This window comes from Phreatobacter sp. (genome assembly GCF_030691135.1).
Classification (GTDB): Bacteria; Pseudomonadota; Alphaproteobacteria; order Rhizobiales; family Phreatobacteraceae; genus Phreatobacter.
This window is the reverse complement of record NZ_JAUYFA010000037.1, coordinates 95492-119632: the sequence shown is the minus strand read 5'-3', so window position 1 is coordinate 119632 and position 24141 is coordinate 95492. Positions and strand designations below refer to the sequence as shown.

Genomic DNA, 24141 nt, shown 5'->3' with positions numbered 1-24141 from the left:
CGCCAAGGTTGAACACGCAGCCCCTGTCGGACCGGGCCAATTGCACGGACCAGCGAGGATGGCCTGCGTCAGGGAGGATGGGGCCGAGCGCTCGTCCGACGGGTTTCGATGACCAAGACTGCCGGCGCCAACGCCGTCGACGAGCGCCTGTTCCTGCAATCGGTCGCCCGCGCCCTCGACGTGCTCGAGGCCTTCGCGCAGAGCCCGCGGCCGAAATCGCTCGGCGAGATCGCCGCCGCCACCGGCATCAACAAGAGTGCCGCGCAGCGGATCGGGCAGACGCTGCTGGCCCGCGGCTATCTGGAGCGGGCCGACAGCGGCGGGCTGACGCTCGGACGCAAGCTGCTCGACCGCTCCTTCGACTACCTTCGGTCCAATCCCCTGATCGAGCGGGCGACGCCGGTGCTGATGGAACTGCGCAAGCTCGCCGGCGAGCGCATCGATCTCAGCCTCTTCGACGACACGTCGACGATCTATGCCATCCGCCTGCAGAGCAAGCGGGAGACCTTTTACGCGACCTTGCCCGGGCGACGGATCCCCTCGTTCCTGTCGTCCGGCGGCCGTTCCTGCATGGCGCACATGGCCGATGAAGCGGTCGACGATCTGCTCATGCGATCAAACCGCCGCGCGCTGACGCCGAAGTCGCGGACGGAGCTCCCGCAGATCTGGGAAAAGGTCAGAGAGGCCCGCGCTGAGGGTTACTCGTGGGCGGCCGAGGAGGCGCTGATCGGCGAGGTGGTTCTCGCGGCGGCCGTGCTCGACAGCGACCGTCAGCCGATCGGTGCGGTTCATATCGCGGGCTCGCTCAGCGAGTGGTCGATTCCCGATTTCCGCCGCCGGTTCTCGCCCCTGGCCATCGAGGCGGCGCGCGCTCTCAGCGTCTGATCCGCAATTCTCCGTTCGGCCCTGCGATCCTGACGGCGACCGGCGTGCTGCCGGAGGCGACGTCCTGCGTTTCGGACAGGCCACCCATGCCGGCGATTTGCCCCGCTCCGGCCCTTGCATGGGTTTGACAGCGCGCAACCCAGCGTATCAAGCTATCAATATATCCGTATTGACTAACGATACGACAAGGCAATGGGTTCTCGTCATGACGCAGCTCTTCCGCCGTCGCATGCCGGCCCTCATGGGTGCGACCGTGACCGCTTCGTGCATCGTGAACGCCCGTGAGAACCTGACGCACCTCTATCCCGGCCCGATCGGACCGGGGCAGCCTGCCGCCGATCATCGGCGGCTCGAAGAACTGCGTATGGGAGGTCGAACATGAGCGAACCGAGGGCAGCACGTTTCGAGGGCCGCGTTGCGGCCATCACCGGGGCCGGTGGGGCACTGGGCCGTGCCTCGGCCGTCGCCCTCGCCGCAGAGGGCGCGAGGCTCGCCCTGTTCGACCGCGATCCCGCGGCGCTCGCCGAGACTGCAGCGCTCTGCCCCGGCGCCGTCACCGTGACGGGGGACGCGAGTTCATCCGCCGACGTCAAGCGTTTTGCCGATACGGCGCGGGCGCAGCTGGGACCGGTGGAGCTGCTGGTCGCTGCAGCGGGCGTCATCGGCCCGTCCAGGATCGCCATTGACGTGGAGGAGGACGAGTTCGACCGCGTCTTCGCCATCAACGTGAAGGGCTCATGGCTCGCGGCGAAACACATCATCCCGCACATGCGCACCCTCGGCCGCGGCGCGGTCGTGCTGTTCTCATCCACCGCAGGGCTGCAGGGCTCGCCGGTCTATTCGATCTATTCGGCTTCGAAGGGCGCGGTGACGCTGCTGACCAAGAGCCTCGCCCTCAACCACGCCACCGAGAACATTCGCGTCAACTGCGTCTGCCCCGGCACGATCGACAGTCCCATGCACCGTCAGGGCATGGCGGCGATCGCCGATCCCGTGCAGCGCGCCGAGCGCGAGGCCTTCCAGAAGACGAAACATCCGATGAACCGCTTCGGCCAGCCGGAGGAGGTGGCGGCCGGCGTGCTCTACCTACTGAGCGACGATGCCTCCTACGTCACCGGCCATGCGTTGCCTATCGACGGAGGGCGCCTTGCCTGATCCCAAGCGCTTCGCCGGCAAGGTCGTCATCGTCACCGGCGCCGCCCGCGGCATCGGCGAGGGGATCGCCGGGCGGTTTGCGGCAGAGGGCGCGCAGGTCCTGCTCGTCGATGTGATCCCGGAGGTCACCGAGACCGCCGCCCGCCTCGGCCAGAGCGCGCTCATCCAGGACGTCACCGACCGCGGCGCCGGCGAGGCCATGGCGAAGGCTTCGCTCGCCGCCTTCGGGCACATCGACATTCTCGTCAACAATGCCGGCATCGGCGGTTCGAAGCGGCTGATGGAAAGCGAAGACGCGCTCATCGACCGCTTCCTCGACACCAATCTCGCCGCCGTCCTGCGCGTCACGCGGGCCGTCGTGCCGCACCTGCCGCGGCCCGGCGGGCGCATCGTCAACATCTCCTCGATCTTCGGCATCACCGGCTATCCCGGCACCACGGCCTATGCGGTGGCGAAGGCCGGCGTCGCGCAGTTCACCCGCCAGCTCGCCGGGGAACTGGCGCCGGAAGGCATTCTCGTCAACGCCGTCGCCCCGGGCCTCATCGCGACGCCGATGACCACAGGCCACCGGCAGAACGCGCTTTACACCCGGCTCATCGTCGAAGGCACGCCGGTCGAACGGATGGGAACACCGGCCGACGTCGCCGGGCCTGTGGCCTTCCTCTGTTCAGAGGACGCCGCCTTCGTCACCGGCGCGGTCTTGCCGGTCGACGGCGGCTTCCTCGCCGCGCGGCATGGAAGAATCTGAAACCAGACCACGGGAGACGAGACGATGCACGACATGAGCGTCAAATGGCCGAACGGCGCCCGCTGCGCCGTGATGCTGACCTTCGACTTCGATGCCGAGACGCTGTGGACGTCGCGCGACCCGGACAATGTCCGTCGCCCCGGCGTGCTCAGCCAGGGTCGATATGGTGCCAAGGTCGGCGTGCCGAAGATCCTCGACACGCTGCGCGACGAGGGCATAAAGTCGACCTTCTTCGTCCCCGGCTGGACGGCGGAGAACCATACCGACCGCGTCGAGATGATCCTCAAGGACGGCCACGAGGTCGCCCATCACTCCTATTCCCACAAATGGGTGAGCGACGATCCGCAGGCCGAGGTCGAGGAGATGGAGAAGGGTCTCGAGGCGCTCAAGCGCACGGTCGGCGTCGTGCCGAAGGGCTACCGCTCACCGGCCGGAGAGGTCTCCGAGGGCCTGTTCAAGCTGCTGAAGCAGCACAATTTCCTCTACGATTCCTCGCTGATGGACGACATCAACCCCTATCGCCACGTCATGCCGGACGGCTCCAAGGGCGTCATCGAACTGCCCTGGCACTGGTCGCTGGACGATGCGCCCTTTGCCCTGTTCTCGGTCAAGACGCCGCGGCCGATCTTCACCAACGAGCATATGCTCTCCGTCTACAAGGAGGAGTTCCGCGAGATCTACAAGTGGGGCGGGCTGTTCGACATGATCTTCCATCCGCAGGTCGGCGGACGCCCGAGCCGCATCGCCCTGATCCGCGAGCTGATCGCCTTCATCCGTACCTTCCCTGGCGTCTGGTTCGCCACCGGCGCAGAGGTGGCCGAGGCCTGGTCGCAGGCCCACGAGACGGCCTGACCCCAAAAGGCGGACCGGCGACATTGCTGGCCTGCCCGTCGCCTGCGTTGACAGGTCCCGGGGGCCTCCCTAACCGTTGCGGCCAAGTTGCAAGGCGCCGGTCAACGGCGCGGGACAGGGCGGGGAGGGTGCCCGGAAGGCAGGACCTGAGCGCAGGCGCAATCCGCCGCGGCGCGCAGCGTCGGTTTCCGACCTTCGCCGACCCGATCGATGCGGCCGACGCCGCGGGTGGAGACAGGTCGATGAGCGACAATGAAATGACGGGTGGCGAAGCCCTGGCGCGGATGATCCTCGCCTTCGACGGCGGCCCGATGTTCGGCATGGGCGGCTTCCAGCTGCTGCCCTTCTACGACGCCGCCCGCCGCCTCGGCCTCAAGCACCACCTGATCAACGACGAGCGCGCCGGTGTCTTCGCCGCCGACGCCTATGCCAAGATCACCGGTCGCGTCGGCCTCGTCGATGCGACGCTCGGACCCGGCGCCACCAACCTCGTCACCGGCCTGGTCGAGGCCCTGAACGCCGGCACGCCGATGGTCGCCATCGTTGGTGACACCCACCGCGACCATTCCTGGAAGAACATGACCCAGGAGAGCCGCCAGCTCGACATCCTCAGGCCCTGCGCCAAGGAGGTGATCCGGATCGAGGCCATCCATCGCATCCCCGAACTGATGCGTCGCGCTTTCGCCGTCGCCACCACCGGACGCCCCGGCCCCGTCATCGTCGACGTGCCGGAGGATATCTGCCACGGCAGCTACGGTTTCTCCGACGACGACTTCAAGGTCGATCCCGCCCATGGCGGCGCACCGGCCCTGCGCTGCCGCCCCGACGGCGCGGCCCTGGCGAAGGCCGCCGACCTCCTCGCCGGCGCAAGCCGTCCGATCGTGCTCGCCGGCGGCGGCGTGCACCTGTCCGGCGCGGCCGACACGCTGCAGCGCTTCGCCGAGACCTTCGCGATCCCCGTCGCCCACACGATGACCGGCAAGGGCGCCATTGCCTGCACAAGCCCGCTCTCGGCAGGCCTCTTCGGTCGCTACGACCGGATCGCCAACACGCTGATCGAGGAGAGCGACCTCATTCTCGTCATCGGCTGCAAGCTCGGCGAGATCGCCACCAAGCGCTTCACCGTGCCGCCGCGCGGCAAGCGCATCATCCATCTCGACATCGTCGCCGAGGAGTTCGGCCGCACCGTGCAGCCCGAAGTGACGCTCTGGGGCGACGCGAAACTCGGCATCGAGGACCTCGCGACCGCCCTCGCTCCGAAGGCGGAGGCGATCCGCGCCCGGCAGTCCGCCTATGCGGCCGACGTGCCGAAGCGGATGGCGGCCTGGCGCGCCGACGTCAACGAAAAGCTGACCTCCGACGAGGTGCCCGTCAGCATGGGTCGCCTGATGACCGAGATCAATCACGTGCTGCCCGCCGACGGCTACCTCGTCGCCGACGGCGGCTTTGCCGCCCATTGGGGCGGCCTGCTGTTCGACACCAAGAAGCCGGGCCGTTGCTTCGTCCCGGACCGCGGCTTCGCCTCCATCGGCTACGGCCTGCCGGGGGCCATGGGCTGCGCTATGGGCGCGCCGGGCAAGGCGGTGATCGGGCTGACCGGCGACGGCGGTTTCAACATGATGCTGGGCGAGATCGAGACCGCCCGCCGCATGGGCCTCGACCTCACCATCGTCGTCGTCAACAATGCCGCATCCGGCTACGTGAAGGCGCTGCAGCACCTCGTCTACGGCCCCGGCGCCTATCACGCCTCGGACCTCGCCGAGACCAACTACGCCGATGCGGCGAAGGCGCTGGGGTGCCACGGCATCCGGGTCGAACATCCCTCCACCCTCAGGGCCGCGCTCCAAGAGGCGCTGGCGACGAAAGGGCCGTCGGTGGTCGACGTCGTCGTCACCCGCGATCCCGCCAAGATGCTGCCGGGCGTCGACAACCGCGCCGCCGCCAAGCTGAAGAAGGGCGACCGTCCGGCCTGACGAGCAAGGCCTCCATCAATTGGCGCTTGTCATCTTGCGGCAGCGATGCCCCGCTATCCGATCGTGGCACGAATGGAGGGTTCCCGTGAGCCTAGGCCTGATCGCACTCCTCGACGACATCGCCGCCCTCGCCAAGGTGGCGGCGGTCACCCTTGACGACGTCGCGGCCCAGGCGACCAAGGCGGGAGCCAAGGCGGCCGGAATCATCATCGACGATGCGGCAGTAACCCCACGCTATGCCGTCGGCTTCGCCGCATCGCGCGAATTGCCCATTGTGGCGAAGATCGCCTGGGGGTCGCTCAAGAACAAGATGCTCTTTCTGCTGCCGGGCGCCCTGCTGCTGAGCGCCCTCGCTCCCTGGGCGATCACGCCGCTGCTGATGATCGGCGGCGCCTATCTCTGCTACGAGGGGTTCGAGAAGGTACTCGAAATGGTCGTGCCCCATGACGACGACGCACCGGCGCCCGACCCTGTAGCCGCCGCCCCCGACGAAGCAGCGGCGCTGGAGGACCAGCGTGTCGCCGGTGCCATCCGCACCGACTTCATCCTCTCCGCCGAAATCATGGCGATTGCCCTGTCGACGATCACGTCACCGAGCTTCTGGACGCAGGCCCTGATCCTCGCCGTTGTCGGGATCGGCATCACGGTCCTGGTCTATGGTGCGGTGGCCCTGATCGTGAAGGGGGATGATGTCGGTCTCGCCCTCGCACAGAGCAGCAGGCCGATCACCGGTCTGGGGCACGTATTGCGCGGCCGACCGACGGAGCTGGAACCGCGTGAACCCGCCGCCGTCGACCGTGCCGTCAGCCGGCTGACCCAGCCCGTCGGGCGGGGCCTCGTCTTCGGCATGCCCTATTTCCTGAAGACCCTCAGCCTCGTCGGCACCCTCGCCATGCTCTGGGTCGGCGGCGGCATCGTCATCCACGGCCTCGCCGGCTACGGCCTGACCGGGATCGAGCATGCGATCCACGCCGCCGCCGTCGCGATCGCCGCCCTGGTTCCGGCGATCAAGACCGCTGTCGAATGGCTGGCGACCGCCCTCGCCTCGGGAGCGGTCGGCCTGGCGCTGGGCGGTGCCGTGTTCCTCGCCATGCACTATGGCGTCGAGCCGCTGCTGCACCGGGGCGCCGCCGCCAAGGGCCACTGATAGAGGCGCTGTCGCTGTCAACTCCGGATGCTGCGGGGGCGGCTGAGCCGCCCCCGCACGCGTCAGTCGTTGAAGTTCACCACGGCCTGCTCGGAGCGCTCGTCGGCAGCATAGGGATAGACCGAATAATCGCGGATGAAGTGCAGCGAGATGTAGAAGGAGATGCGGTTCTCCTCGCCGCTGTTGGAAATGCCGCGGTGAATGGTGCCGCGGCCCATGTAGAGCACCGACATGGGCTTGGCGACGATCTGGTGGACCTGAAAATGGTCGACGCTGCGGGCGAGGGCCTCCACATCGACCTCGTCGACATGGGAGGCGACCTTCTCCAGGGCCTCGTCGGGCGTTCCCTCCGGCAGGGTGATGAACTGGGTGGCGTTCTTGTCGGTGAACTGGGTGAGCGGAATCCAGATCGCCGCAGCATCGGTGGTGTAGTCGACGTGCCAGACCTGCGGCTTGGAGCCGATCGGGTTCACCACGAAACCGTACCCGTCCATGATGGCGCCCTGCTCGGCAAACTGACCCGAAGCCGTCGCGCACCAGGCATGGAATTCGGCGGCCAGCGTCTTGTCGGAGAGCTCCATCGCGTCGCCCTCCTCGTCGTCCTGCCAGATGTTCATCCAGCAGATCTCCTTGGCAGCGATCTGCTCGTCCCAGGCGTCGCCCATCGTGCGCTTGAGATCGTCATAGGCGCGCCTCAGCAAGGGGCGTGCTTCATCCGGCACGGTCCCTACGTAGCGGAAGCCCATCAGTGCAGGCTTCAGCTTGATATAGTCGCGGTCGTCCATCGTATTCTGCTCCAGCCATGGCCATGAAGGATCGCCACCCGTCGTCATGGCAGCATCACCCCGATGAACTCACGGTGAAGGCAGAATGTTGCAGAGTGTCGACAGGCCGGTCATGTCATTGTGACAGGCCGGAACCGCGCGTCAGAACGTCACGACGGAGCGGATCGACTTGCCCTCGTGCATCAGGTCGAAGGCGGTGTTGATCTCGTCGAGCGGCATGATGTGGGTGATCAGGCTGTCGATGTCGATCTTCCCGTCCATGTACCAGTCGACGATCTTCGGCACGTCGGTGCGGCCCCGGGCGCCGCCGAAGGCCGAGCCCTTCCAGACACGGCCGGTGACCAGCTGGAACGGACGGGTGGTGATCTCGGTGCCCGAGGGTGCCACGCCGATGATGATGCTCTCGCCCCAGCCGCGATGGCAGCATTCCAGCGCCTGGCGCATCGTGTGGATGTTGCCGATGCACTCGAAGGAGAAGTCGGCGCCACCGCCGGTCAGGTCGACGATGGCCTGGACGACCTTGTCGCGGCCGACCTCGTCCGGATTGACGAAATGGGTCATGCCGAACTTCTTCGCCATCTCGACCTTGGCCGGGTTGAGATCGACGCCGATGATCTTGTCGGCGCCGACCATGCGGGCGCCCTGGATGACGTTGAGGCCGATGCCGCCGAGGCCGAAGACGACGACATTGGCGCCCGGCCAGACCTTGGCCGTGTAGATCACCGCCCCGATGCCGGTGGTGACGCCGCAGCCGATGTAGCAGATCTTGTCGAAGGGGGCGTCCTCACGGACCTTGGCGAGAGCGATCTCGGGCAGGACCGTGAAGTTCGAGAAGGTCGAGCAGCCCATGTAGTGGAACACCTCGTTGCGACCACGGCCGCCGACCGGCTCGCAGGAGAAGCGCGAGGTGGCGTCCGGCATCAGGCCCTGGCCCTGGGTGCCGCGGATGGCGGTGCACAGGTTCGAACGCTGCGACAGGCAGGTTTTGCAGGCGCGGCATTCCGGCGTGTAAAGCGGGATGACGTGGTCGCCGACCTTCACCGAAGTGACGCCGGCGCCGATTTCGCGGACGATGCCCGCACCCTCATGGCCGAGGATCGCCGGGAATTTGCCCTCCGAATCGAGGCCGGACAGGGTGTAGGCGTCGGTATGGCAGACGCCGGTCGCCATGATCTCGACGAGCACTTCACCTGCCTTCGGTCCTTCGATGTCGATGGTCTCGATGGTGAGGGGCTTGTTGGCTTCCCAGGCGACGGCGGCACGCGATTTCATGAAAGGCTCCGGACGATCGGTGGCGGCGCGCGGCCGCTGATGTGACGGCGCGGAATGAACCACGCCGCGTCACGCCTCGCAATCACGGAAATGCCTCGATGTTGACAGTGTCAACGCGCCTTGATAGGCACCGCCATCGCTCACTCGCGCCGGGATTTCCCTGATGTCCGCCTCAGGTCAGCCGCTATCGCAGACACGTCTCGGCCGTCCCGCTTCCTATGGCACCCGGGCCGACTTGCCGGCCGCGGGCCGGGGATTATGGTCCTGAGGAACTCTCTGGTGACGCTCCAGGGGAAAGCGCCGATGTCGTCGCGTCGGTTTCGTCCGCGCCCCCTCGAAGCCCCGTGCGACGGGCGCCTCCACGCGGCGATGACCGCCGCGTTCTTGCTGAAGGATCTGCCATGACCGCCGGCCGCCTGGGCCTTGCCGAGGCCATCTTCTGGACTGCCACGCTGGTCATGGTCCTCATGCTGGCGCTCGCCCTGGTGTTCTGGACCATCGACAAGCGACTGATCAACGAGGTCAGTGTCTGGGCAAAGCCGATGAAGTTCGCCATTTCCCTCGCCGTCCACATGGCGACGCTGGCGCTCGTCGTCGCGCTGCTCGGCGAGGGCTGGCGGACGGGAACGCTGCTGGCCGTTGTCGCCGCCGCCTGCGCCTTCGCCTCGCTCGGCGAGATGATCTACATCATCATCCAGGCGGCACGGCAGCAGGCTTCGCATTTCAACCTCGCGACGCCCTTCACCCGCGCGATGTACACCGCCATGGCGTCCGGCGCCGTCGTCATCACGCTCAGCGCCGCGGTGGTGGGCATCGTCGCCTATGCCGACGCGGATGCCAGGATCGCCCCGGCCCTGCGGCTCGCCCTCCTGCTCGGGCTCGTCGGCGGGGCGGTGCTGACGCTCGTCACCGCCTTCACCATCGGCAGCCGTCTCAGCCCGCATGTCGGCGTCCACCCGCCCGGCGGCGCACGGATGGCCTTCACCGGCTGGTCGCTGATGGTCGGAGACCTGCGCGTCTCGCATTTCCTCGCCACCCACATGATCCAGGCGCTGCCTCTCTTCGGCCTGGTCGCCGCCCGCAGCCTGCCGCCGGCGGCCGCCATGGCGGCGGTCTGGATCGCGGCCATCGGCTGGACCGGCATCGTCCTGGCCAGCTACCAGCAGGCGCTCGCCGGCCGCCCCCTGCCACGGCTGTTCTGAGACGCGGCTGGTCTGCGACGCAGTACCCGGGCCTTCCACGGGCACGCCGGCCTGCTAGGCTGTGGTGAGGCCTGCCGCCGCTGTCCGAAGGGAGGGCGGTCCAAGATCGGGCGACCCGGAGGATCCCATGAAGGCGCTCGTCATCCACGCTCCCCACGACCTCCGGCTGGAGGAGCGCGCGCTCGCGCCGCTCGCGCCGCGAGAGGTCGCGGTCAGGATCGGGGCGGGAGGCATCTGCGGCTCGGACCTGCACTATTTCCACAACGGCGGCTTCGGCGCCGTCAGGCTGAGGGAACCGATGATCCTCGGCCACGAGATCGCCGGAACGGTCGAGCAGGTCGGTGCCGACGTCGCATCGCTCGTCCCCGGTGACCGGGTGGCGGTGAGCCCGTCCAGGCCCTGCGGCCAGTGCCGCTACTGTCTCGACGGCATGCCCAACCATTGCCTCCACATGCGCTTCTATGGCTCGGCCATGCCTTTTCCGCATATACAGGGGGCCTTCCGCGAGGTGCTCGTCTGCGACGCGGTGCAGGCCCACAAGGTGGCCGACGGTGTCAGCCTGGGGGAAGCCGCGTTCTGTGAGCCGCTGGCGGTCTGTCTCCACGCGGCGCGGCGGGCCGGACCGCTGCTCGGCAAACGCGTGCTCGTCACCGGCTGCGGACCGATCGGCGCGCTCTGCATCCTCGCGGCGAGGGCGGCGGGCGCGGCCGAGATCGTCGCCACCGACGTAGCCGAGGCGACGCTGGCCGTCGTCGGGGCTATGGGCATCGCCACGACGCTGAACACCGCCACCGATCCGGAGGCCTTGCGGCCCTACGAGACGGACAAGGGCAGCTTCGACGTGCTGTTCGAAGCCTCCGGTAACATGAAGGCGCTGACCGGGGCCTTCGCCGCCTTGAAGCCGGGCGCAGTGATCGTGCAGGTCGGCACGGGCGGCGATTTCACGCTGCCCATCTCCGTGCTCGTGGCGAAGGAATTCGAGATCCGCGGCACGTTCCGCTTCCATCACGAGTTCGCCACCGCCGTGTCGATGATCGGCGAGCGGCGCATCGACGTGCGTCCTCTGCTCACCGCCACCCTGCCGATGGAACGGGCGGTCGAGGCGTTTCATCTGGCCTCGGACCGGTCGAAGGCGATGAAGGTGCAGATCGCTTTCGGGTGAAGGGGGTCGCTGCCGACGCCGCTGCTTCACCTCTCCCCGGTGCATGACGCACCAAAGCAAAAGGCCCGGCACTGGGCCGGGCCTTGTCGCCTGCGGGCGCGGTGCGCCTCAGGACGGATTGACCGTCGAGTCGATGACGTTCGACAGCTTGTCGGCGATCATGCCGATATCGCTCTCGGTGACGATGAAGGGCGGCGTGACGACGAGGCAGTCGCCGGCCATGCGGATCATGATGCCCTCCTCGTGGAAGGCCTTGTCCATGGCGGTGAAACCGCGCTTGCCGGGCAGGTCCTTCCAGCCCTCGATGTCAATGGCGGCGGTGAGGCCGACCTGACGGATGTCGAGGACGCCGGCCTTGCCCTGGAGTTTGCCGAAGATGGCGTCGGCCCAGATCGGCTCCAGCATCTTGACGCGCTCGAACAGACCCTCGTCGCGATAGAGGTCGAGCGTCGCCAGGCCAGCGGCGCAGGCCAGCGGATGGGCCGAATAGGTGTAGCCGTGGAACAGCTCGACGAGATGCTCCGGCCCGGTCATGAAGGCGTCGTGGACGTGCTTGCGGGCGATGACGCCGCCCATCGGCGCCGCGGCATTGGTGACGCCCTTGGCAAACGTCATCAGGTCCGGCGTGACGCCATAGCGCTCGGCGGCGAAAGCCGCACCGAGGCGGCCAAAACCGGTGATGACCTCGTCGAAGATCAGCAGGATGTCGTGCTTGTCGCAGAGCTCGCGCAGGCGCTTCAGATAGCCCTGCGGCGCCGGCAGCACGCCGGTCGAGCCGGCCATCGGCTCGACCATGACGGCGGCGATGGTGGAGGCGTCATGCAGCGCGACGATGCGCTCGAGCTCGTCGGCGAGATGGGCGCCCCATTCCGGCTCACCCTTCGAGAAGGCCTGCTTCTCGCGGTTGTAGGTGTGCGGAAGGTGGTCGGCGCCGGCCAGCAGCGAGCCGAAGACCTTGCGGTTGGCGACGATGCCGCCGACCGTGATGCCGCCGAAGCCGACGCCGTGATAACCGCGCTCGCGGCCGATCAGGCGGGTCTTGGAGGCCTTGCCGCGGGCATGCCAGTAGGCGATCGCCATCTTCAGCGCGGTGTCGGCGGCTTCCGAGCCGGAATTGCAGAAGAAGACGTGGTCGAGATCGTTCGGCGCCAGCGCTGCGATGCGGTTCGCCAGTTCAAAGGCCTTGGGGTGGCCGAACTGGAAGGACGGAGCGAAGTCGAGCTCGGCCGCCTGCTTCTGGATCGCCTCGACGATCGGGTCGCGGGAATGGCCGGCGCTGGAGCACCACAGCCCCGCCGTGCCGTCGAGGATCTGCTTGCCCTCGGGCGTGTAGTAATAGAGCCCCTTGGCGCGGGCGATCATGCGCGGGCGGGCCTTGAACGAGCGGTTGGCCGTGAACGGCATCCAGAAGGCCTGGAGGTCGTTCGGAATGGCGGTGTTGGTGGCGTCGTCGCCCACCACACGCAGCGCGCTCGTCTTGGACATGGAAAAAAATCTCCGAAAGGGCCCTGATCTCGAATGAGCATACCAAGCAGCGGACAGGGAGCAAGCCGGCGCAGCGAAGGGGAGGAATGCGGTTGACGCCCGAGCGGGCAGCCTTTGCCGAGCGCAGGGGAGACGCGCGAACGTGGCCTTGCGCCCCGGTGGCGCAGAGATTAGTTCTTTTCTAGAATAATTCTAATAAAGGCGCCCGCCATGCTCAGCCGCCTTCCCCTGCCGGGCTTCGGCAGCAAGCGCCGCTTCGACGACCTCAGCGAACAGGAGGTCCTGGCACTCGCCATCTCCTCGGAGGAGGAGGACGGCCAGATCTACCGGGCCTATGCCGCCAAGCTCGCCCAGAGCTACCCGCATTCAGCCGCGGTGTTCGAGGGCATGGCCGCGACCGAGGACGAGCACCGCCGCCGGCTGGTCGACACCTATAAGCGCCGTTTCGGCGACTTCATCGTACCGATCCGCCGCGAGCATGTGTCCGGCTACTACGCCCGCAGCCCCGTCTGGCTGGTGGAGAACCTCGCCCTCGACCGCATCCGCGAGGAGGCGGCCGACATGGAGCGGCAGGCCCACGCCTTCTACGTCGCGGCAGCGGCGCGGACGACGGATGCCGATACCCGCAGGCTGCTCGGCGATCTCGCCGCCGCGGAAGCGGCCCATCAGCGCGAGGCCAATGCCCTCGGCGAGACCCATCTGACCGAGGAGGGGCGCGCCACCGAGGATGCCGCCGCCCATCGCCAGTTCGTGCTGACCTGGGTGCAGCCTGGCCTGGCGGGCCTGATGGACGGCTCGGTCTCGACGCTGGCGCCGATCTTCGCCACCGCTTTCGCCACCCAGAACCCCTGGACGACCTTCCTGGTGGGGCTCTCGGCCTCCATCGGCGCCGGCATTTCCATGGGTTTCACCGAAGCGGCCCATGACGACGGCAAGGTGTCGGGGCGCGGCTCGCCGTTGAAGCGTGGCATCGCCTCGGGCGTGATGACGACGATCGGCGGGCTCGGCCACGCCCTGCCCTATCTCATCCCCGATTTCTGGACGGCGACCGCCATCGCCTTCGCTGTGGTCTTCGTCGAGCTCTGGGCCATCGTCTGGATCCAGAACCGCTACATGGAGACGCCCTTCCTCCGGGCAACCTTCCAGATCGTGCTCGGCGGCGCCCTGGTTCTGGCCGCCGGCATCCTCATCGGCGGCGCCTGACGCCCGCACAGCAGAAAGGCCGCCCCGTCCTGAGACGGAGCGGCCCCTCCTGTCCGCTCATGTCGAGCGCCGCGGCGGGGCGCTGTTACGCTTTCCCGCCGCAAGGACAGCCGCAGGGCCCGAAGGCCCGGCGGCGAAGCTCACATCACCACCACCCGGGTTCCGACGCGCACGCGGTTGTAGAGGTCGATGACGTCCTCGTTGCGCATGCGGAAACAGCCGGAGGAGACCGCCTGACCGATGGTCCAGGGCTCGTTCGAGCCGTGGATGCGGTAGAGCGACGAGCCAAGATAGAGGGCCCGGGCGCCGAGCGGGTTGGCGGGCCCACCGGCCATGAAACGCGGCAGATCCGGGCGGCGGCGCAGCATCTGTGCCGGCGGTCGCCAGTCCGGCCACTCGGCCTTGCGGGTGACGGTCTTGGTGCCGCTCCAGCCGAAACCGGGGCGCCCGATGCCGATGCCGTAACGCATGGCGGTGCCGCCGGCCTGGACGAGATAGAGGTGCCGCTCGGCGGTGTTGATGACGATCGTGCCGGGGCGATGGCTGCTCTGGAATGTCACCTGCTGCGGCAGGAAACGCGGGTCGATGCCCCGGGCTGGGGCAGAACGTGGCGCCGCCTCGCGCTGCAACCTCGACTCTGCCGACCGCGGCACGAGCGGGCGCACCGGCTCGAGATCGGGAGCGACCGTGTGGGAGGCCCTGAGATGGGCAGGCGAGGTCGGGGCAGCGCGATGCTGCACCCCGGCGCGGTGGGCGCCGGCGATCGGCCCGGCCGGCTGGCCGCCGTTGTAGAGGAACTCGATGAAGCCGCCGCCGAGGTCGCGGCGGGCCCCCGCGATCTGCGCGGAGGCCTGGAAGGTCGTGCCGAAGAGGCAAAGGGCCGCGACGGCGGCCGTCAGACGGGAAAGGGGCATCGCCGAACTCTGATACACAACACAGGGCGAGGGGTGGAACAGCCGATCGTCTCAGGAGGCTTCAGAAAAGCGCCCAAAGCCGCCAGTGAATGGTAAACGCCGCGGCCGGAAACATCCTTTTCGAAGCGTCAACAGCCATCGCGTTTCATTACGGTTAAGCCCACGTAAACAAGCGCTGGATACTGGCCAGGACCACTCAATCGCTGGAGAAAGATATGATTAACCCTAATTTTTTTTGCAGCGTACCTTGATTTTTTGGGTGAATGCGGCGGAACCGCCTCTTAACTCCCTGCCGGTACTTTTATGCAAACCGGTCGCTTTCGGCCGGAGGCTACGTCTTGCCCGGATCGTCCATGCGCGCCCAGAAAAGAGCCTTTCGCATCGAAGTGATCTCCCAGCCGGAGACTTCACCGCATTCCAAGGGAGCGTCCGCCAGCGGCAGCCATCAGGAGATCCTCTCCGAGATCAAGCAGCTGCGCGCACTGATCCGTCCGCCGGAGGAGGTCTCGAAGCAGATGATCGACGCCTACCGGGCGGAGATGCAGGAGGCGATGAAACTGAAGGCCGAGCTCGACCAGATCTGGCAGGCCATCGACCAGACCAAGCACGAGATCGCGACGCTGCATGTCACCGGCTTCAAGGGCAAGCAGATGACGCGCGTGACGCATGAGCTCGACGCCATCGTCACCGGCACGCAGGAGGCGACCGAGGGCATCCTCACCGCCGCCGAGGGCATCGACCAGATCGCCAGCCAGCTCGCAGCCAAGCTCAAGAGCACGCAGGATCAGGCGGCGATCGACGACATCCAGCAGAAGATCATCACCGTCTTCGAGCACTGCAACTTCCAGGACCTCACAGGACAGCGCATCACCAAGGTGGTCAATACGCTGAAGTTCATCGAGGACCGGATCATGCGGATGATGGAGATCTGGGGCGGTCTCGACAGCTTCAAGGACATCGCGGTGGAGGGCATCAGCGAGGCGACCGGCGACGCCGCCCTGCTCAATGGTCCCAAGCTCTCCGAGGATGCCGGCCACGCCAGCCAGGACGATATCGACGCGCTCTTCAACTGAGCCCGACGGGGCGCCGGAGCTCCGGCGCCTATTCCGCCGCCTTCGGCAGCGCCACACCCGCCTCGCGCAGCACATCGGCCGTATCCTGCCCGAGCTTGGGCGGCGCCATCCGCGTCGAGGCCGGGGTCGCCGCGTAGTTCACCGGGTGCTTCATGTCGACCCAGGTGTAGCCGTCCGGATGGGCGTGCTTGCGGAAGAAGCCCACCGCCTTCAGATGCGGGTCCTCCATCAGATCACCGAACCGGTTGATGGGCGCGAAGGGGATCGCCTTCTCGGTCAGGACCTTGGCCCAGTCGGCATTGGTCCGCGTCGAGACCATGGCATCCATCATGGAATAGAGCTCCTTGATGTTCACCATCCGCGCCCGGTAGGTCGAGAATTTCGGGTCGGCGTTCAGTTCGGGCCGGCCCGCCAGGACGAAGAAATCGGTCCAGTTGCGGTCGGTGTAGGGCAAGATGCCGATCCAGCCATCCTGCGACTTGTAGGGCCGCCGGTCGGGATTGTGGATGCGCCCGTAGCCGAACCCGGTTCCCGGCGGCGGCGGGTCGTAGACATGGCCGTAGAGGTTCTCGTGCATGACGTAATGCGTGTAGCACTCGAACATCGGCACCTCGACGAACTGCCCTTCGCCGGTCCGTTGCTTGTGGAACAGGGCGGCCAGCACCGCCTGCACCATGAACAACCCGACCGTCTTGTCGGCGGCCAGCGTCGGCAGGTAACGCGGCGCCGGATTGCCGTCGACGCGGGGGAGAATGTCGGCCCCGCCTGAAATGCCCTGGATAAGGTCGTCATAGGCCGGCCGGCCGGCATAGGGCCCCTCCGCGCCGAAACCCGCAGCATGGATGTAGATCATGTTGGGCATGTGCGCCCTGAGGCTGTCGTAGTCCATGGTCAGGCGGGCGGCGGTGTCCATCCGCATGTTGGAACAGACGACGTCGCAGGTCCTCGCCAGCGCGATGCAGGCCTCCTGATCCTCGCGGCGCTTCAGGTCGAGCGCCACCGACTTCTTGTTCTTGTTGTACATCATGAAGAGCGGGCCCATGCCGGGGCCTGCCTCCTCCGGCCCGGAGCCCGGCCAGCGCATGATGTCGCCGCCGCCCTCGCCGGGGCTCTCGACCTTGATGATCTCGGCACCCATGTCGCCGAGCAGCATGGTCGCGTAAGGGCCGAGGATCACCGACGTGAGATCGAGGATACGGATGCCGGCGAGCGGTCCGCGCGGCGCGGGGGATTGGGGCATGGACAAAGCCTTCAGGAAAAAGCCTTCAACGAAACGGCGTTTCGCACATGATAGCTGGCAAGGCCTGTCTTGCGAAGCCGGTGCGGCGGACGCGGTGAACGGCGTCGGCAGCAGGCCTCAGACGCGGCGGAACAGACTGAACTGGAACGACTGCGGCGCGCCCCAGGGTGTGACATGGCTGTGAGCCACCGTTTCCAATCGCTCGAAATCATCCCCAAGGACCGCGGCGAGGCTCTCGCCGTCATAGCGCGTGACCGGGAGGCCGCTGCAGCGCTCCGGCCCGTCGAGAGCGAAGGTGGCGATGACGGCGTGGCCGTCCGGCGGTAGCGCCGCCCTCAGCGCCGCGACATAGGCGGCCCGTTCCGCGGCATCGGTCAGGAAATGAAAGGCCGCGCGGTCGTGCCAGACATCGTAGCGACGGCGCGGCCGCCAGGTCGTTATATCCGCCACGATCCCTTGGAAACTGTCACCGTCCGGTCCGAGGCGGCGGCGCACGGTCGCCAGGGCGGCGGCCGAGAGGTCGAGAACCGTCACGTCGTCATAGCCCCGCGCCAGCAGCGCATCGACCAACCGCGAGGCACCGCCGCCGATGTCGATGACCGACGAGGCCGCTGTCGCGCCGGCCGATGCCATCAAGGCGAGCGACGTGGCCGGATCCTGCTGGAACCAGCTGACGTCAGACTCGCGCTTGGTCGAATAAACGGCCTCCCAGTGGCCGCTGCGGTCCCCGTCCATGGCGGCGTTCCCCATTTCGGAGCTTCAGGGCTCGATCCCGCCCATCGCGCAGACGATCGACCATTCCCTATCCGTCACCGGCTGGACCGAGAGGCGCGACAGCCTGAGGAGCGCCATCTCGGCGAGGTCGGGCGCATGTTTCACCGCTTCGAGGCTCACCGGAACCTGCAGCGGTTTCACCGCCTTGATGTCGACGACCACCCAGGGTTCGCCCGCCTCTGCGGTCGGGTCCGGATAGGCCTCGCGGATCACCTCGACGACGCCGACGATCTCCTTGCCCTCGTTGGAATGGTAGAAGAAGCCGCGGTCACCGACCTTCATGCGCATCAGGTTGAGCTTGGCGGCATGGTTGCGCACGCCGTCCCAGAAGGTTCCCTCGGCGGCCGCCGCGACCTGCTGGTCCCACGACCATTTGAAGGGCTCGGACTTGTAGAGCCAGTGCGCCATTCACTCCCCCTCGATCTTCGGCGCGGCGGAGGCGGTGGGGATGAGCTTGCGGAAGGCGTCGAGCTCGGTGACAAACCGGTCGAATTCAGCGAGGGTCATGGTCGTCTTGCCGTCGGAGAGCTCGATCACGACGATCGGCTCGCCGCCGGTGCGCCGCTTCATCAGCTTGGCGACGGGGAAGACCACCGAATGGGTGAGGTCGAAGGGGTGGGTCTCGGCCACCAGGTCGGAGCCCATGGCCTTGGTGGCGGCCTCGACCCCACGGGCCAGCTTGTCGAAGAAATTGGTCATCGGCTGCTCCATCGCCTCTCGTTGGTCACCAGGACGTTCATTCGGCCCGCTGCGGACGCGCCATCAGCTGCACGATCGCCTCGTCGACGTCGATGATCCCGCCGAGCACGGCATCGACGGCTTCGGCGATCGGCATGTCGATGCCGGCCTCGCGGGCCTTCTCCACCAATATCTCTGCGGTGAGCGCGCCTTCCGCAAGCGCCCCCTTGCCGGAAAGGAGATCGAGCCCCTTGCCCTCCCCCAGCGCATGGCCGAGGGCGAAGTTGCGCGACTGGACGCTGGCACAGCTGAGGATCAGGTCGCCGAGGCCGGAAAGGCCCATCATCGTCTGGGCCTTGGCGCCGAAATGCGTACCGAACCGCGTCATTTCGGCAAAGCCCCGGGCGGTGATCGCCGCCGTCGCGCTGGCGCCGAGACGGCGTCCGGCGACGATGCCGGCGGCGATGGCGAGGACATTCTTCGTCGCGCCGCCGATCTCGACGCCGCGCACATCGGTGGAGTGATAGAGGCGGAAGGCCGGCGAACCGAGCGCGGCGGCGAGGCGGCGTGCCACCGTCTCCTCGGCGGCTGCGACCGTCACGGCCGTCGGCAGGCCGCGGTCGATGTCGGCGGCAAAACTCGGTCCCGACAGCACGGCGGGCAGGCCGACCGGGGCAACCTCCCCGACGACGTCCGACAGGAAGCGCCCGGTGGAGCGCTCGATGCCCTTGGCGCAGACGACCAGCGGCGTGCCGGGCAGGACATGCGGCGCGCAGGCTGCGAGAACCTGTCGCAGCGCCTGGGCCGGGACGACCACCAGCACGATATCGGCGGCCAGCGCTTGCTCCAGAGAGGCCGTCGCGGTCACCTGGTCGTGGATCTGCGCGCCGGGCAACCGGGAGAGATTGGTGCGGCGGCCGTTGATCTCGGCCACGGTCGCCGCTTCGCGGGCCCAGAGCGAGACCCGGCAGCCGGCCCGCGCCGCCACATTGGCCAGCGCCGTTCCGAAGGCCCCGGCGCCGAGTACCGCCACCCGCGTCCTGTCAGTCATCTCAACGCCCCCGTTCCAACGCTCATGCTTTCGCTCCCAGCCGGCCCGAACCGATGGTGGCCGCGCCGGCATCGAGCGGCCAGCGCGCCCGCGGCGCCACGTCGAGCGGATCGCTGAGGCCGAGCCTCAGCCTTTCGGCGCCGGCCCAGGCGATCATCGCGCCATTGTCCGTGCACAGTTTCGGCGGCGGGACCACCAGCTGCAAGCGGGCCGCATCGGCCGTCTTCTGCAGGACGGCCTTGAGGGTCTGATTGGCGCCGACGCCGCCGGCGACGACCAGCGCCGCGGGTTCACCGTAGCGCGCCCGGAAAATCCGGATCGCTTGCTTGCAGCGGTCGGCCACCATGTCGGCCACAGCCGCCTGGAAGGAGGCGCAGAGGTCGGCGACATCCTGCAAGGAGAGCGTCCCCGATGCCGCACGGAGATCCTCCGCTGCCAGCCGGACGGCGGTCTTCAGCCCGGACAGCGAAAAATCCGGTTCGGGGCGGCCCTGGAGCGGTCGCGGGAAGGCGAAGCGGCGGGGATTGCCGGTCATAGCCCGACGCTCCACCTCCGGCCCCCCCGGATAGGGAAGGCCGAGGAGCTTGGCGACCTTGTCGAAGGCCTCGCCGATGGCGTCGTCGATCGTGGTGCCGAGCTTGGCATAGTCGCCGACGCCCTTGACCGCGAGAAGCTGGGTATGGCCGCCGGAGACGAGCAGCAGCAGGAAGGGGAAGGCGACGTCGTCGGTGAGACGCGCCGTCAGGGCATGGGCCTCGAGGTGGTTGACCGCCACCAGCGGCTTGCCAAGCACCAGGGCCATCGCCTTGGCGGTGGTGAGCCCGACGAGGACGCCGCCGACGAGGCCGGGCCCCCCGGCCGCCGCCACGGCGTCGAGGTCACCGGCGCTCACCCCCGCCGCCCGCAGCGCCTCGGCCGTCACCCGGTCGGCGATCTCGACATGGGCGCGGGCGGCGATCTCCGGCACCACCCCGCCATAGGGCGCGTGCTCCTCGATCTGGGTCCGCACGATGTTGGACAGGATCGTGCCGCGCCCGTCGGCGCCCATGCGCACGACCGCCGCCGCCGTCTCGTCGCAGGTGGTCTCGATCCCGAGAACCAGCATCGGCCTCATCCCTCGCCACAGGCAGTTCGACGGGCCTTCCTGTCCGCCGATCCCTCGCTATGATCTGAGCCCCGCGTATCACCGGACCTTCCCATGGCGCAATCGCCCTTCCTCCGCATCGGCACCCGTGGCTCGGCCCTGGCGCTCGCCCAGGCCCATCTGGTGCGACGCCTTCTGTCTCAAGCCCATGGCGTCCCGGAAGACGACATCGCGGTCAAGATCATCAAGACCACCGGTGACGCGATCCTCGACCGGCCGCTGTCGGAAGCCGGCGGCAAGGGGCTCTTCACCAAGGAGATCGAGGAGCAGCTTCTCGACGGCCGCATCGATCTCGCCGTCCATTCCTCCAAGGACATGCCGACCGCCCTGCCCGAGGGGCTCGGTCTCGTCTGCTTCCTCGCGCGCGAGGACGTGCGCGACGGCTTCATCGGTCGCGCCGCGACCACCCTCGCCGGCCTGCCGCAGGGCGCCGTGGTCGGCTCCTCCTCGCTGCGCCGCCAGGCGCAGATCCGGCGGGAGCGGCCGGACCTCGACGTCGTCACCTTCCGCGGCAACGTCCAGACACGCATGGCCAAGCTCAATGCCGGCGAGGTCGCGGGCACCATGCTCGCCATGGCCGGGCTGAACCGCCTCGGGATCGCCCACGAGGTCACCGAGATCGTCGCGGCGGACCGGTTCCTGCCCGCCGTCGGCCAGGGCGCCATCGGCATCGAGACCCGGCTCGACGACATCCGCACCCGTGACCTCCTCGTTCCCCTCGACCATCCGCCGACCGCACTGGCGCTCGCCGCCGAGCGAGCCTTCCTCGCCGTGCTCGACGGGTCCTGCCGCACGCCCATCGCCGGCCTCGCCACCCTCGTCGGCGACACCCTGTCCTTTACCGGAGAGATCCTGCGACCCGATGGCAGTGAGAGCCATGTGGCGGCGCGCAGCGGCAGGTCCGCCGAGGCGGTTGCCCTCGGCCGGGACGCCGGGGCCGAACTCAAGGGCCGTGCCGGAGCCGGTTTCTTCGGACCGTCCTGATGCGCGTCCTCGTGACGCGGCCCGAGCCGGAGGCCTCCCGCACGGCGGAGGCTCTCGCGGCGCGCGGCCACGAGGCGGTGGTGGCACCGCTCTTCGCCGCCGTGCCGGTCGCGGCGGAGATCGGCGGCCCGTTTGCCGCTCTGGCCGTAACCAGTCCCCGCACGATCGCCATGATGCCCGCAGGCCGGCTTGCCGCGCTTGTCGCGCTCCCTGCCTTTGCCGTCGGTGACCGCACGGCCGGGGCGCTCGCCGACGCCGGCTTCACCGACATCCGCTCCGCGGCGGGCAACCTGCGCGCCCTTTCGGCGCTGATCGCGGCTGCCGGGCTTCCCCGCGGCGCCCGTATTCTCCATCCCGGCGGCGAGGACCGGGCCGGCGACCTCGCCGAGGCCCTCGCCCCGTCCGGGCTCGCTGTCGTCTCCGCCGTCGTCTATCGGATGGCGCCGGTGACCGAGTGGCCGGAAGCTGCTGCGAGGACCCTGGCCGATGGAACCCTCGGCGCCGTCCTGCACTATTCTCCGCGTGCCGCGGAGGTCTTCTGCCATTTGTGCCTGACCCTGGGAGGGGCGGCCGTGGCCCGCCGCCTCCGGCATGTCTGCCTGTCGCCGGCGGTGGCAGCGATGCTGGAACCTCTCGGGCCCTCATGCGTCATTACCGCTCAGCGCCCCGACGAGGCCGCCCTCCTCGCCGCCCTTTGACCTGACTCGGGTTGCGGCGGGGTCCACCAGCGCGCTAGATCATGCCGAGGGGCAAGCGGGAGACAGCTGATGGCCAGTAACGACCGCCCGAGCGACGATCCGAAGCTCAAGCGTCGCGGCAAGGCCCCGACGATCACTCTCGAGGCGCAGGAAGTGGTGCCGGCCGCTGATACCGCCGCGTCCGATACCGCCGGGATCGCCGCAAATGGGGGTCCCGAGAGCGCGCCTGCGCCGGAGCCTGCGACGGAAACCGTGGCGGCCGCGACCGATGGATCACCCGATGTCGGCATCGGTTTGGGCGATCGGCACTCCTCCGACGCGCCGTCGGCCATAGATGCGGCGGCCGCGCCGGCGACCAGTTCCATGAAGGCCGATGCGCCCACGCCGGACGCCGTGCCCGTCGAGGCCCCCGGTTCCAGGGTCGGAGAAGGTTCGGACCAGGACCCCGTGACCAGCGCAGCACGAGAGACGCCCCCTGACACGCCCCCTCCGACACCGTCCCGGGATGTTCCGCCGCCGCCTGCGACCTCCGAGGCCGCCACACCGTCTGGAACGGGCTTCGGCCGTCTCGTTGCGGCCGGTCTCGTCGGAGCCCTGCTCACCGGGGGTCTCGCCGCGGGCGCACAGATGGCCGGGTACTGGCCGACCGCCGCCCTTCAGGACAACGGCGCGCTGGAACAGCGCCTCGCCGCCCTCGACAGCCAGGTTCGCCAGATGGCCAGCCGTCCGGCTGCGACGGGTGCACCGGCGGTCGATCTGGCGCCCGTCACCCGGCGCATCGAGGCGCTGGACGCGGCCCGCTCCGGCCTGGAGACCCGTCTCGCCGCCCTCGAACAGCGGCCGGCCCCCGCGGCCGGCGGTTCGGCCGCAGCCGCCACTCCGGTGCCCGCCGTCGATCTGGCGCCGCTCAGGACCGAGATCGACGCCCTGAAGACCGCCGTCGAGGCTGTCGCCACGGCCCAGCGCGCCACGCCCCCCGCGCCGCCGCCGGCCCCGCCCGCCCCTTCCATCGACATGGCGAGCGTCGAGGCGCGGGTGGCGGCGCTCACGGCGCCACAGTCCGGTCGCATCGCCGAGATCGGCAGCACGCTTCAGCTGCTCGAGGCGGAGATGAAGGCGACGGCGGCCACCGGCGCCACCCTCACGGAAAAGGTCACGGCGCTCGAAGCGGCCAGGGCGCAGGCCGGCGATTCCAGCCGGCGCGCCGCCCTCGTCATCGGGCTCGGCGCGCTGCGTGCCGCCGTCGACCGCGGACAGCCGTTTGCCGAAGAGCTGCGGATGGCGAGCGCCCTCGGCCTGCCCGCCGAGGCGGCGAGTGCACTCCAGTCCCACGCCGAACGCGGCCTGCCCGCGACGGGTGCCCTCGCCCAACGCTTCGCAGCCCTGGCCCCGGCGCTCCTGCGCGCCGCACCCGGCCCTGCGGCCGACGGCACGATGCTCGAACGTCTGACGGCGAGCGCGCAGAACCTCGTCCGTATCCGCCCGGTGGGCGAGGCGGCCGGTGACGACGTGCCGACCGCGATTGCCCGCATCGAGGCCAAGCTGCGCCGCGCCGACCTGGCCGGAGCGCTCGCCGACTTCGACCGGCTGCCGGAGCCCGTCCGGGCGCTGGGAGCCGACTGGGCCGCCGAGGCGCGTGCCCGCGCCGCAGCCGAATCCGCCCTGCGCCGCCTGTCGACCGATGCCGCCAGCGCCCTGAGCGGAGGTTGAGGAGAG

Annotated in this window: 24 protein-coding genes; 14 read left to right on the top strand and 10 right to left on the bottom strand. The window is 68.6% G+C overall.

What is annotated here, in order from left to right; genetic code table 11:
* Positions 1 to 108 precede the first annotated feature (108 nt).
* The 7 genes from Q8O26_RS06315 to Q8O26_RS06285 all read left to right on the top strand — a co-directional run bounded on the left by Q8O26_RS06315 (position 109) and on the right by Q8O26_RS06285 (position 6760).
* Positions 109 to 885: an IclR family transcriptional regulator gene (locus Q8O26_RS06315; protein ID WP_305574578.1), complete on the top strand. Its 777-nt coding sequence runs from the start codon at positions 109 to 111 to the stop codon at positions 883 to 885.
* 205 nt (positions 886 to 1090) lie between these two features.
* The gene (locus Q8O26_RS06310; protein ID WP_305574576.1) at positions 1091 to 1267 is read left to right on the top strand and encodes a hypothetical protein; all 177 of its coding nucleotides are present in this window, start codon (positions 1091 to 1093) and stop codon (positions 1265 to 1267) included.
* Positions 1264 to 2040: an SDR family NAD(P)-dependent oxidoreductase gene (locus Q8O26_RS06305; protein WP_305574574.1), complete on the top strand. Its 777-nt coding sequence runs from the start codon at positions 1264 to 1266 to the stop codon at positions 2038 to 2040. Before Q8O26_RS06310 ends, Q8O26_RS06305 begins: the two co-directional genes overlap by 4 nt.
* The gene (locus Q8O26_RS06300; protein WP_305574572.1) at positions 2033 to 2788 is read left to right on the top strand and encodes an SDR family NAD(P)-dependent oxidoreductase; all 756 of its coding nucleotides are present in this window, start codon (positions 2033 to 2035) and stop codon (positions 2786 to 2788) included. Before Q8O26_RS06305 ends, Q8O26_RS06300 begins: the two co-directional genes overlap by 8 nt.
* 24 nt (positions 2789 to 2812) lie before the next feature.
* Positions 2813 to 3640, top strand: coding sequence for a polysaccharide deacetylase (locus Q8O26_RS06295; protein WP_305574570.1), 828 nt, complete (start codon positions 2813 to 2815; stop codon positions 3638 to 3640).
* Between the two features lie 242 nt (positions 3641 to 3882).
* On the top strand, positions 3883 to 5613 hold the full coding sequence (locus Q8O26_RS06290) for a thiamine pyrophosphate-binding protein (protein WP_305574569.1): 1731 nt from the start codon (positions 3883 to 3885) through the stop codon (positions 5611 to 5613).
* 85 nt (positions 5614 to 5698) lie between these two features.
* Complete coding sequence (locus Q8O26_RS06285; RefSeq protein WP_305574567.1) at positions 5699 to 6760, top strand: DUF808 domain-containing protein; 1062 nt, start codon at positions 5699 to 5701, stop codon at positions 6758 to 6760.
* A gap of 62 nt (positions 6761 to 6822) precedes the next feature.
* Here the strand turns inward: Q8O26_RS06285 and Q8O26_RS06280 are convergent, their stop codons facing one another.
* Together Q8O26_RS06280 and Q8O26_RS06275 are read right to left on the bottom strand one after the other, a co-directional pair.
* Entirely contained in the window at positions 6823 to 7593 is a 771-nt protein-coding gene (locus Q8O26_RS06280; protein ID WP_305574566.1) for a hypothetical protein, read from the bottom strand.
* 93 nt (positions 7594 to 7686) lie between these two features.
* Positions 7687 to 8817 carry an S-(hydroxymethyl)glutathione dehydrogenase/class III alcohol dehydrogenase gene (locus Q8O26_RS06275; RefSeq protein ID WP_305574564.1) on the bottom strand — a complete coding sequence of 377 codons (1131 nt, stop codon included), beginning with the start codon at positions 8815 to 8817 and terminating at the stop codon, positions 7687 to 7689.
* A 401-nt stretch (positions 8818 to 9218) separates the two neighbouring features.
* Here Q8O26_RS06275 and Q8O26_RS06270 point away from each other — a divergent pair, with 401 nt between their 5' ends.
* Both Q8O26_RS06270 and Q8O26_RS06265 read left to right on the top strand, forming a co-directional pair.
* Positions 9219 to 10019 (top strand): hypothetical protein, encoded by an 801-nt coding sequence (locus Q8O26_RS06270; RefSeq protein WP_305574563.1) that lies wholly within the window; start codon positions 9219 to 9221, stop codon positions 10017 to 10019.
* A 127-nt stretch (positions 10020 to 10146) separates the two neighbouring features.
* Entirely contained in the window at positions 10147 to 11181 is a 1035-nt protein-coding gene (locus Q8O26_RS06265; RefSeq protein ID WP_305574561.1) for an L-idonate 5-dehydrogenase, read from the top strand.
* Positions 11182 to 11289: 108 nt separating this feature from the next.
* Here the strand turns inward: Q8O26_RS06265 and Q8O26_RS06260 are convergent, their stop codons facing one another.
* Positions 11290 to 12666, bottom strand: coding sequence for an aspartate aminotransferase family protein (locus tag Q8O26_RS06260; RefSeq protein WP_305574559.1), 1377 nt, complete (start codon positions 12664 to 12666; stop codon positions 11290 to 11292).
* Positions 12667 to 12876: 210 nt separating this feature from the next.
* Here Q8O26_RS06260 and mbfA point away from each other — a divergent pair, with 210 nt between their 5' ends.
* Positions 12877 to 13869, top strand: a complete 993-nt coding sequence (gene mbfA, locus Q8O26_RS06255; protein ID WP_305574557.1) for an iron exporter MbfA — start codon at positions 12877 to 12879, stop codon at positions 13867 to 13869.
* Between the two features lie 140 nt (positions 13870 to 14009).
* Here mbfA and Q8O26_RS06250 read toward each other — a convergent pair whose 3' ends face one another.
* Positions 14010 to 14783, bottom strand: a complete 774-nt coding sequence (locus Q8O26_RS06250; RefSeq protein WP_305574555.1) for a L,D-transpeptidase — start codon at positions 14781 to 14783, stop codon at positions 14010 to 14012.
* 353 nt (positions 14784 to 15136) lie between these two features.
* Between Q8O26_RS06250 and Q8O26_RS06245 the strand changes: the two genes are divergently transcribed.
* Entirely contained in the window at positions 15137 to 15856 is a 720-nt protein-coding gene (locus Q8O26_RS06245; protein ID WP_305574553.1) for a protein phosphatase CheZ, read from the top strand.
* Positions 15857 to 15884: 28 nt separating this feature from the next.
* Here the strand turns inward: Q8O26_RS06245 and Q8O26_RS06240 are convergent, their stop codons facing one another.
* The 6 genes from Q8O26_RS06240 to tsaD all read right to left on the bottom strand — a co-directional run bounded on the left by Q8O26_RS06240 (position 15885) and on the right by tsaD (position 20704).
* The gene (locus Q8O26_RS06240) at positions 15885 to 17096 is read right to left on the bottom strand and encodes a CaiB/BaiF CoA-transferase family protein (RefSeq protein ID WP_305574551.1); all 1212 of its coding nucleotides are present in this window, start codon (positions 17094 to 17096) and stop codon (positions 15885 to 15887) included.
* 117 nt (positions 17097 to 17213) lie between these two features.
* Positions 17214 to 17831 (bottom strand): trans-aconitate 2-methyltransferase, encoded by a 618-nt coding sequence (locus Q8O26_RS06235; RefSeq protein ID WP_305574549.1) that lies wholly within the window; start codon positions 17829 to 17831, stop codon positions 17214 to 17216.
* Positions 17832 to 17855: 24 nt separating this feature from the next.
* A complete protein-coding gene (locus Q8O26_RS06230) occupies positions 17856 to 18278 on the bottom strand; it encodes an EVE domain-containing protein (protein ID WP_305574547.1) in 423 nt (140 codons plus the stop codon).
* Positions 18279 to 18569, bottom strand: coding sequence for a hypothetical protein (locus Q8O26_RS06225; protein ID WP_305574545.1), 291 nt, complete (start codon positions 18567 to 18569; stop codon positions 18279 to 18281).
* Between the two features lie 37 nt (positions 18570 to 18606).
* Complete coding sequence (locus Q8O26_RS06220; protein WP_305574543.1) at positions 18607 to 19599, bottom strand: NAD(P)H-dependent glycerol-3-phosphate dehydrogenase; 993 nt, start codon at positions 19597 to 19599, stop codon at positions 18607 to 18609.
* 22 nt (positions 19600 to 19621) lie between these two features.
* The gene (gene tsaD, locus Q8O26_RS06215) at positions 19622 to 20704 is read right to left on the bottom strand and encodes a tRNA (adenosine(37)-N6)-threonylcarbamoyltransferase complex transferase subunit TsaD (RefSeq protein WP_305574541.1); all 1083 of its coding nucleotides are present in this window, start codon (positions 20702 to 20704) and stop codon (positions 19622 to 19624) included.
* 93 nt (positions 20705 to 20797) lie between these two features.
* On the opposite strand from tsaD, the gene hemC reads away from it, so the two are divergent.
* From hemC to Q8O26_RS06200, 3 genes are all read left to right on the top strand, one after another.
* Positions 20798 to 21727 carry a hydroxymethylbilane synthase gene (hemC, locus tag Q8O26_RS06210; protein WP_305574539.1) on the top strand — a complete coding sequence of 310 codons (930 nt, stop codon included), beginning with the start codon at positions 20798 to 20800 and terminating at the stop codon, positions 21725 to 21727.
* A complete protein-coding gene (locus Q8O26_RS06205) occupies positions 21727 to 22425 on the top strand; it encodes a uroporphyrinogen-III synthase (protein ID WP_305574537.1) in 699 nt (232 codons plus the stop codon). Before hemC ends, Q8O26_RS06205 begins: the two co-directional genes overlap by 1 nt.
* Positions 22426 to 22494: 69 nt before the next feature.
* A complete protein-coding gene (locus tag Q8O26_RS06200; protein WP_305574535.1) occupies positions 22495 to 24135 on the top strand; it encodes a COG4223 family protein in 1641 nt (546 codons plus the stop codon).
* Positions 24136 to 24141 lie beyond the last annotated feature (6 nt).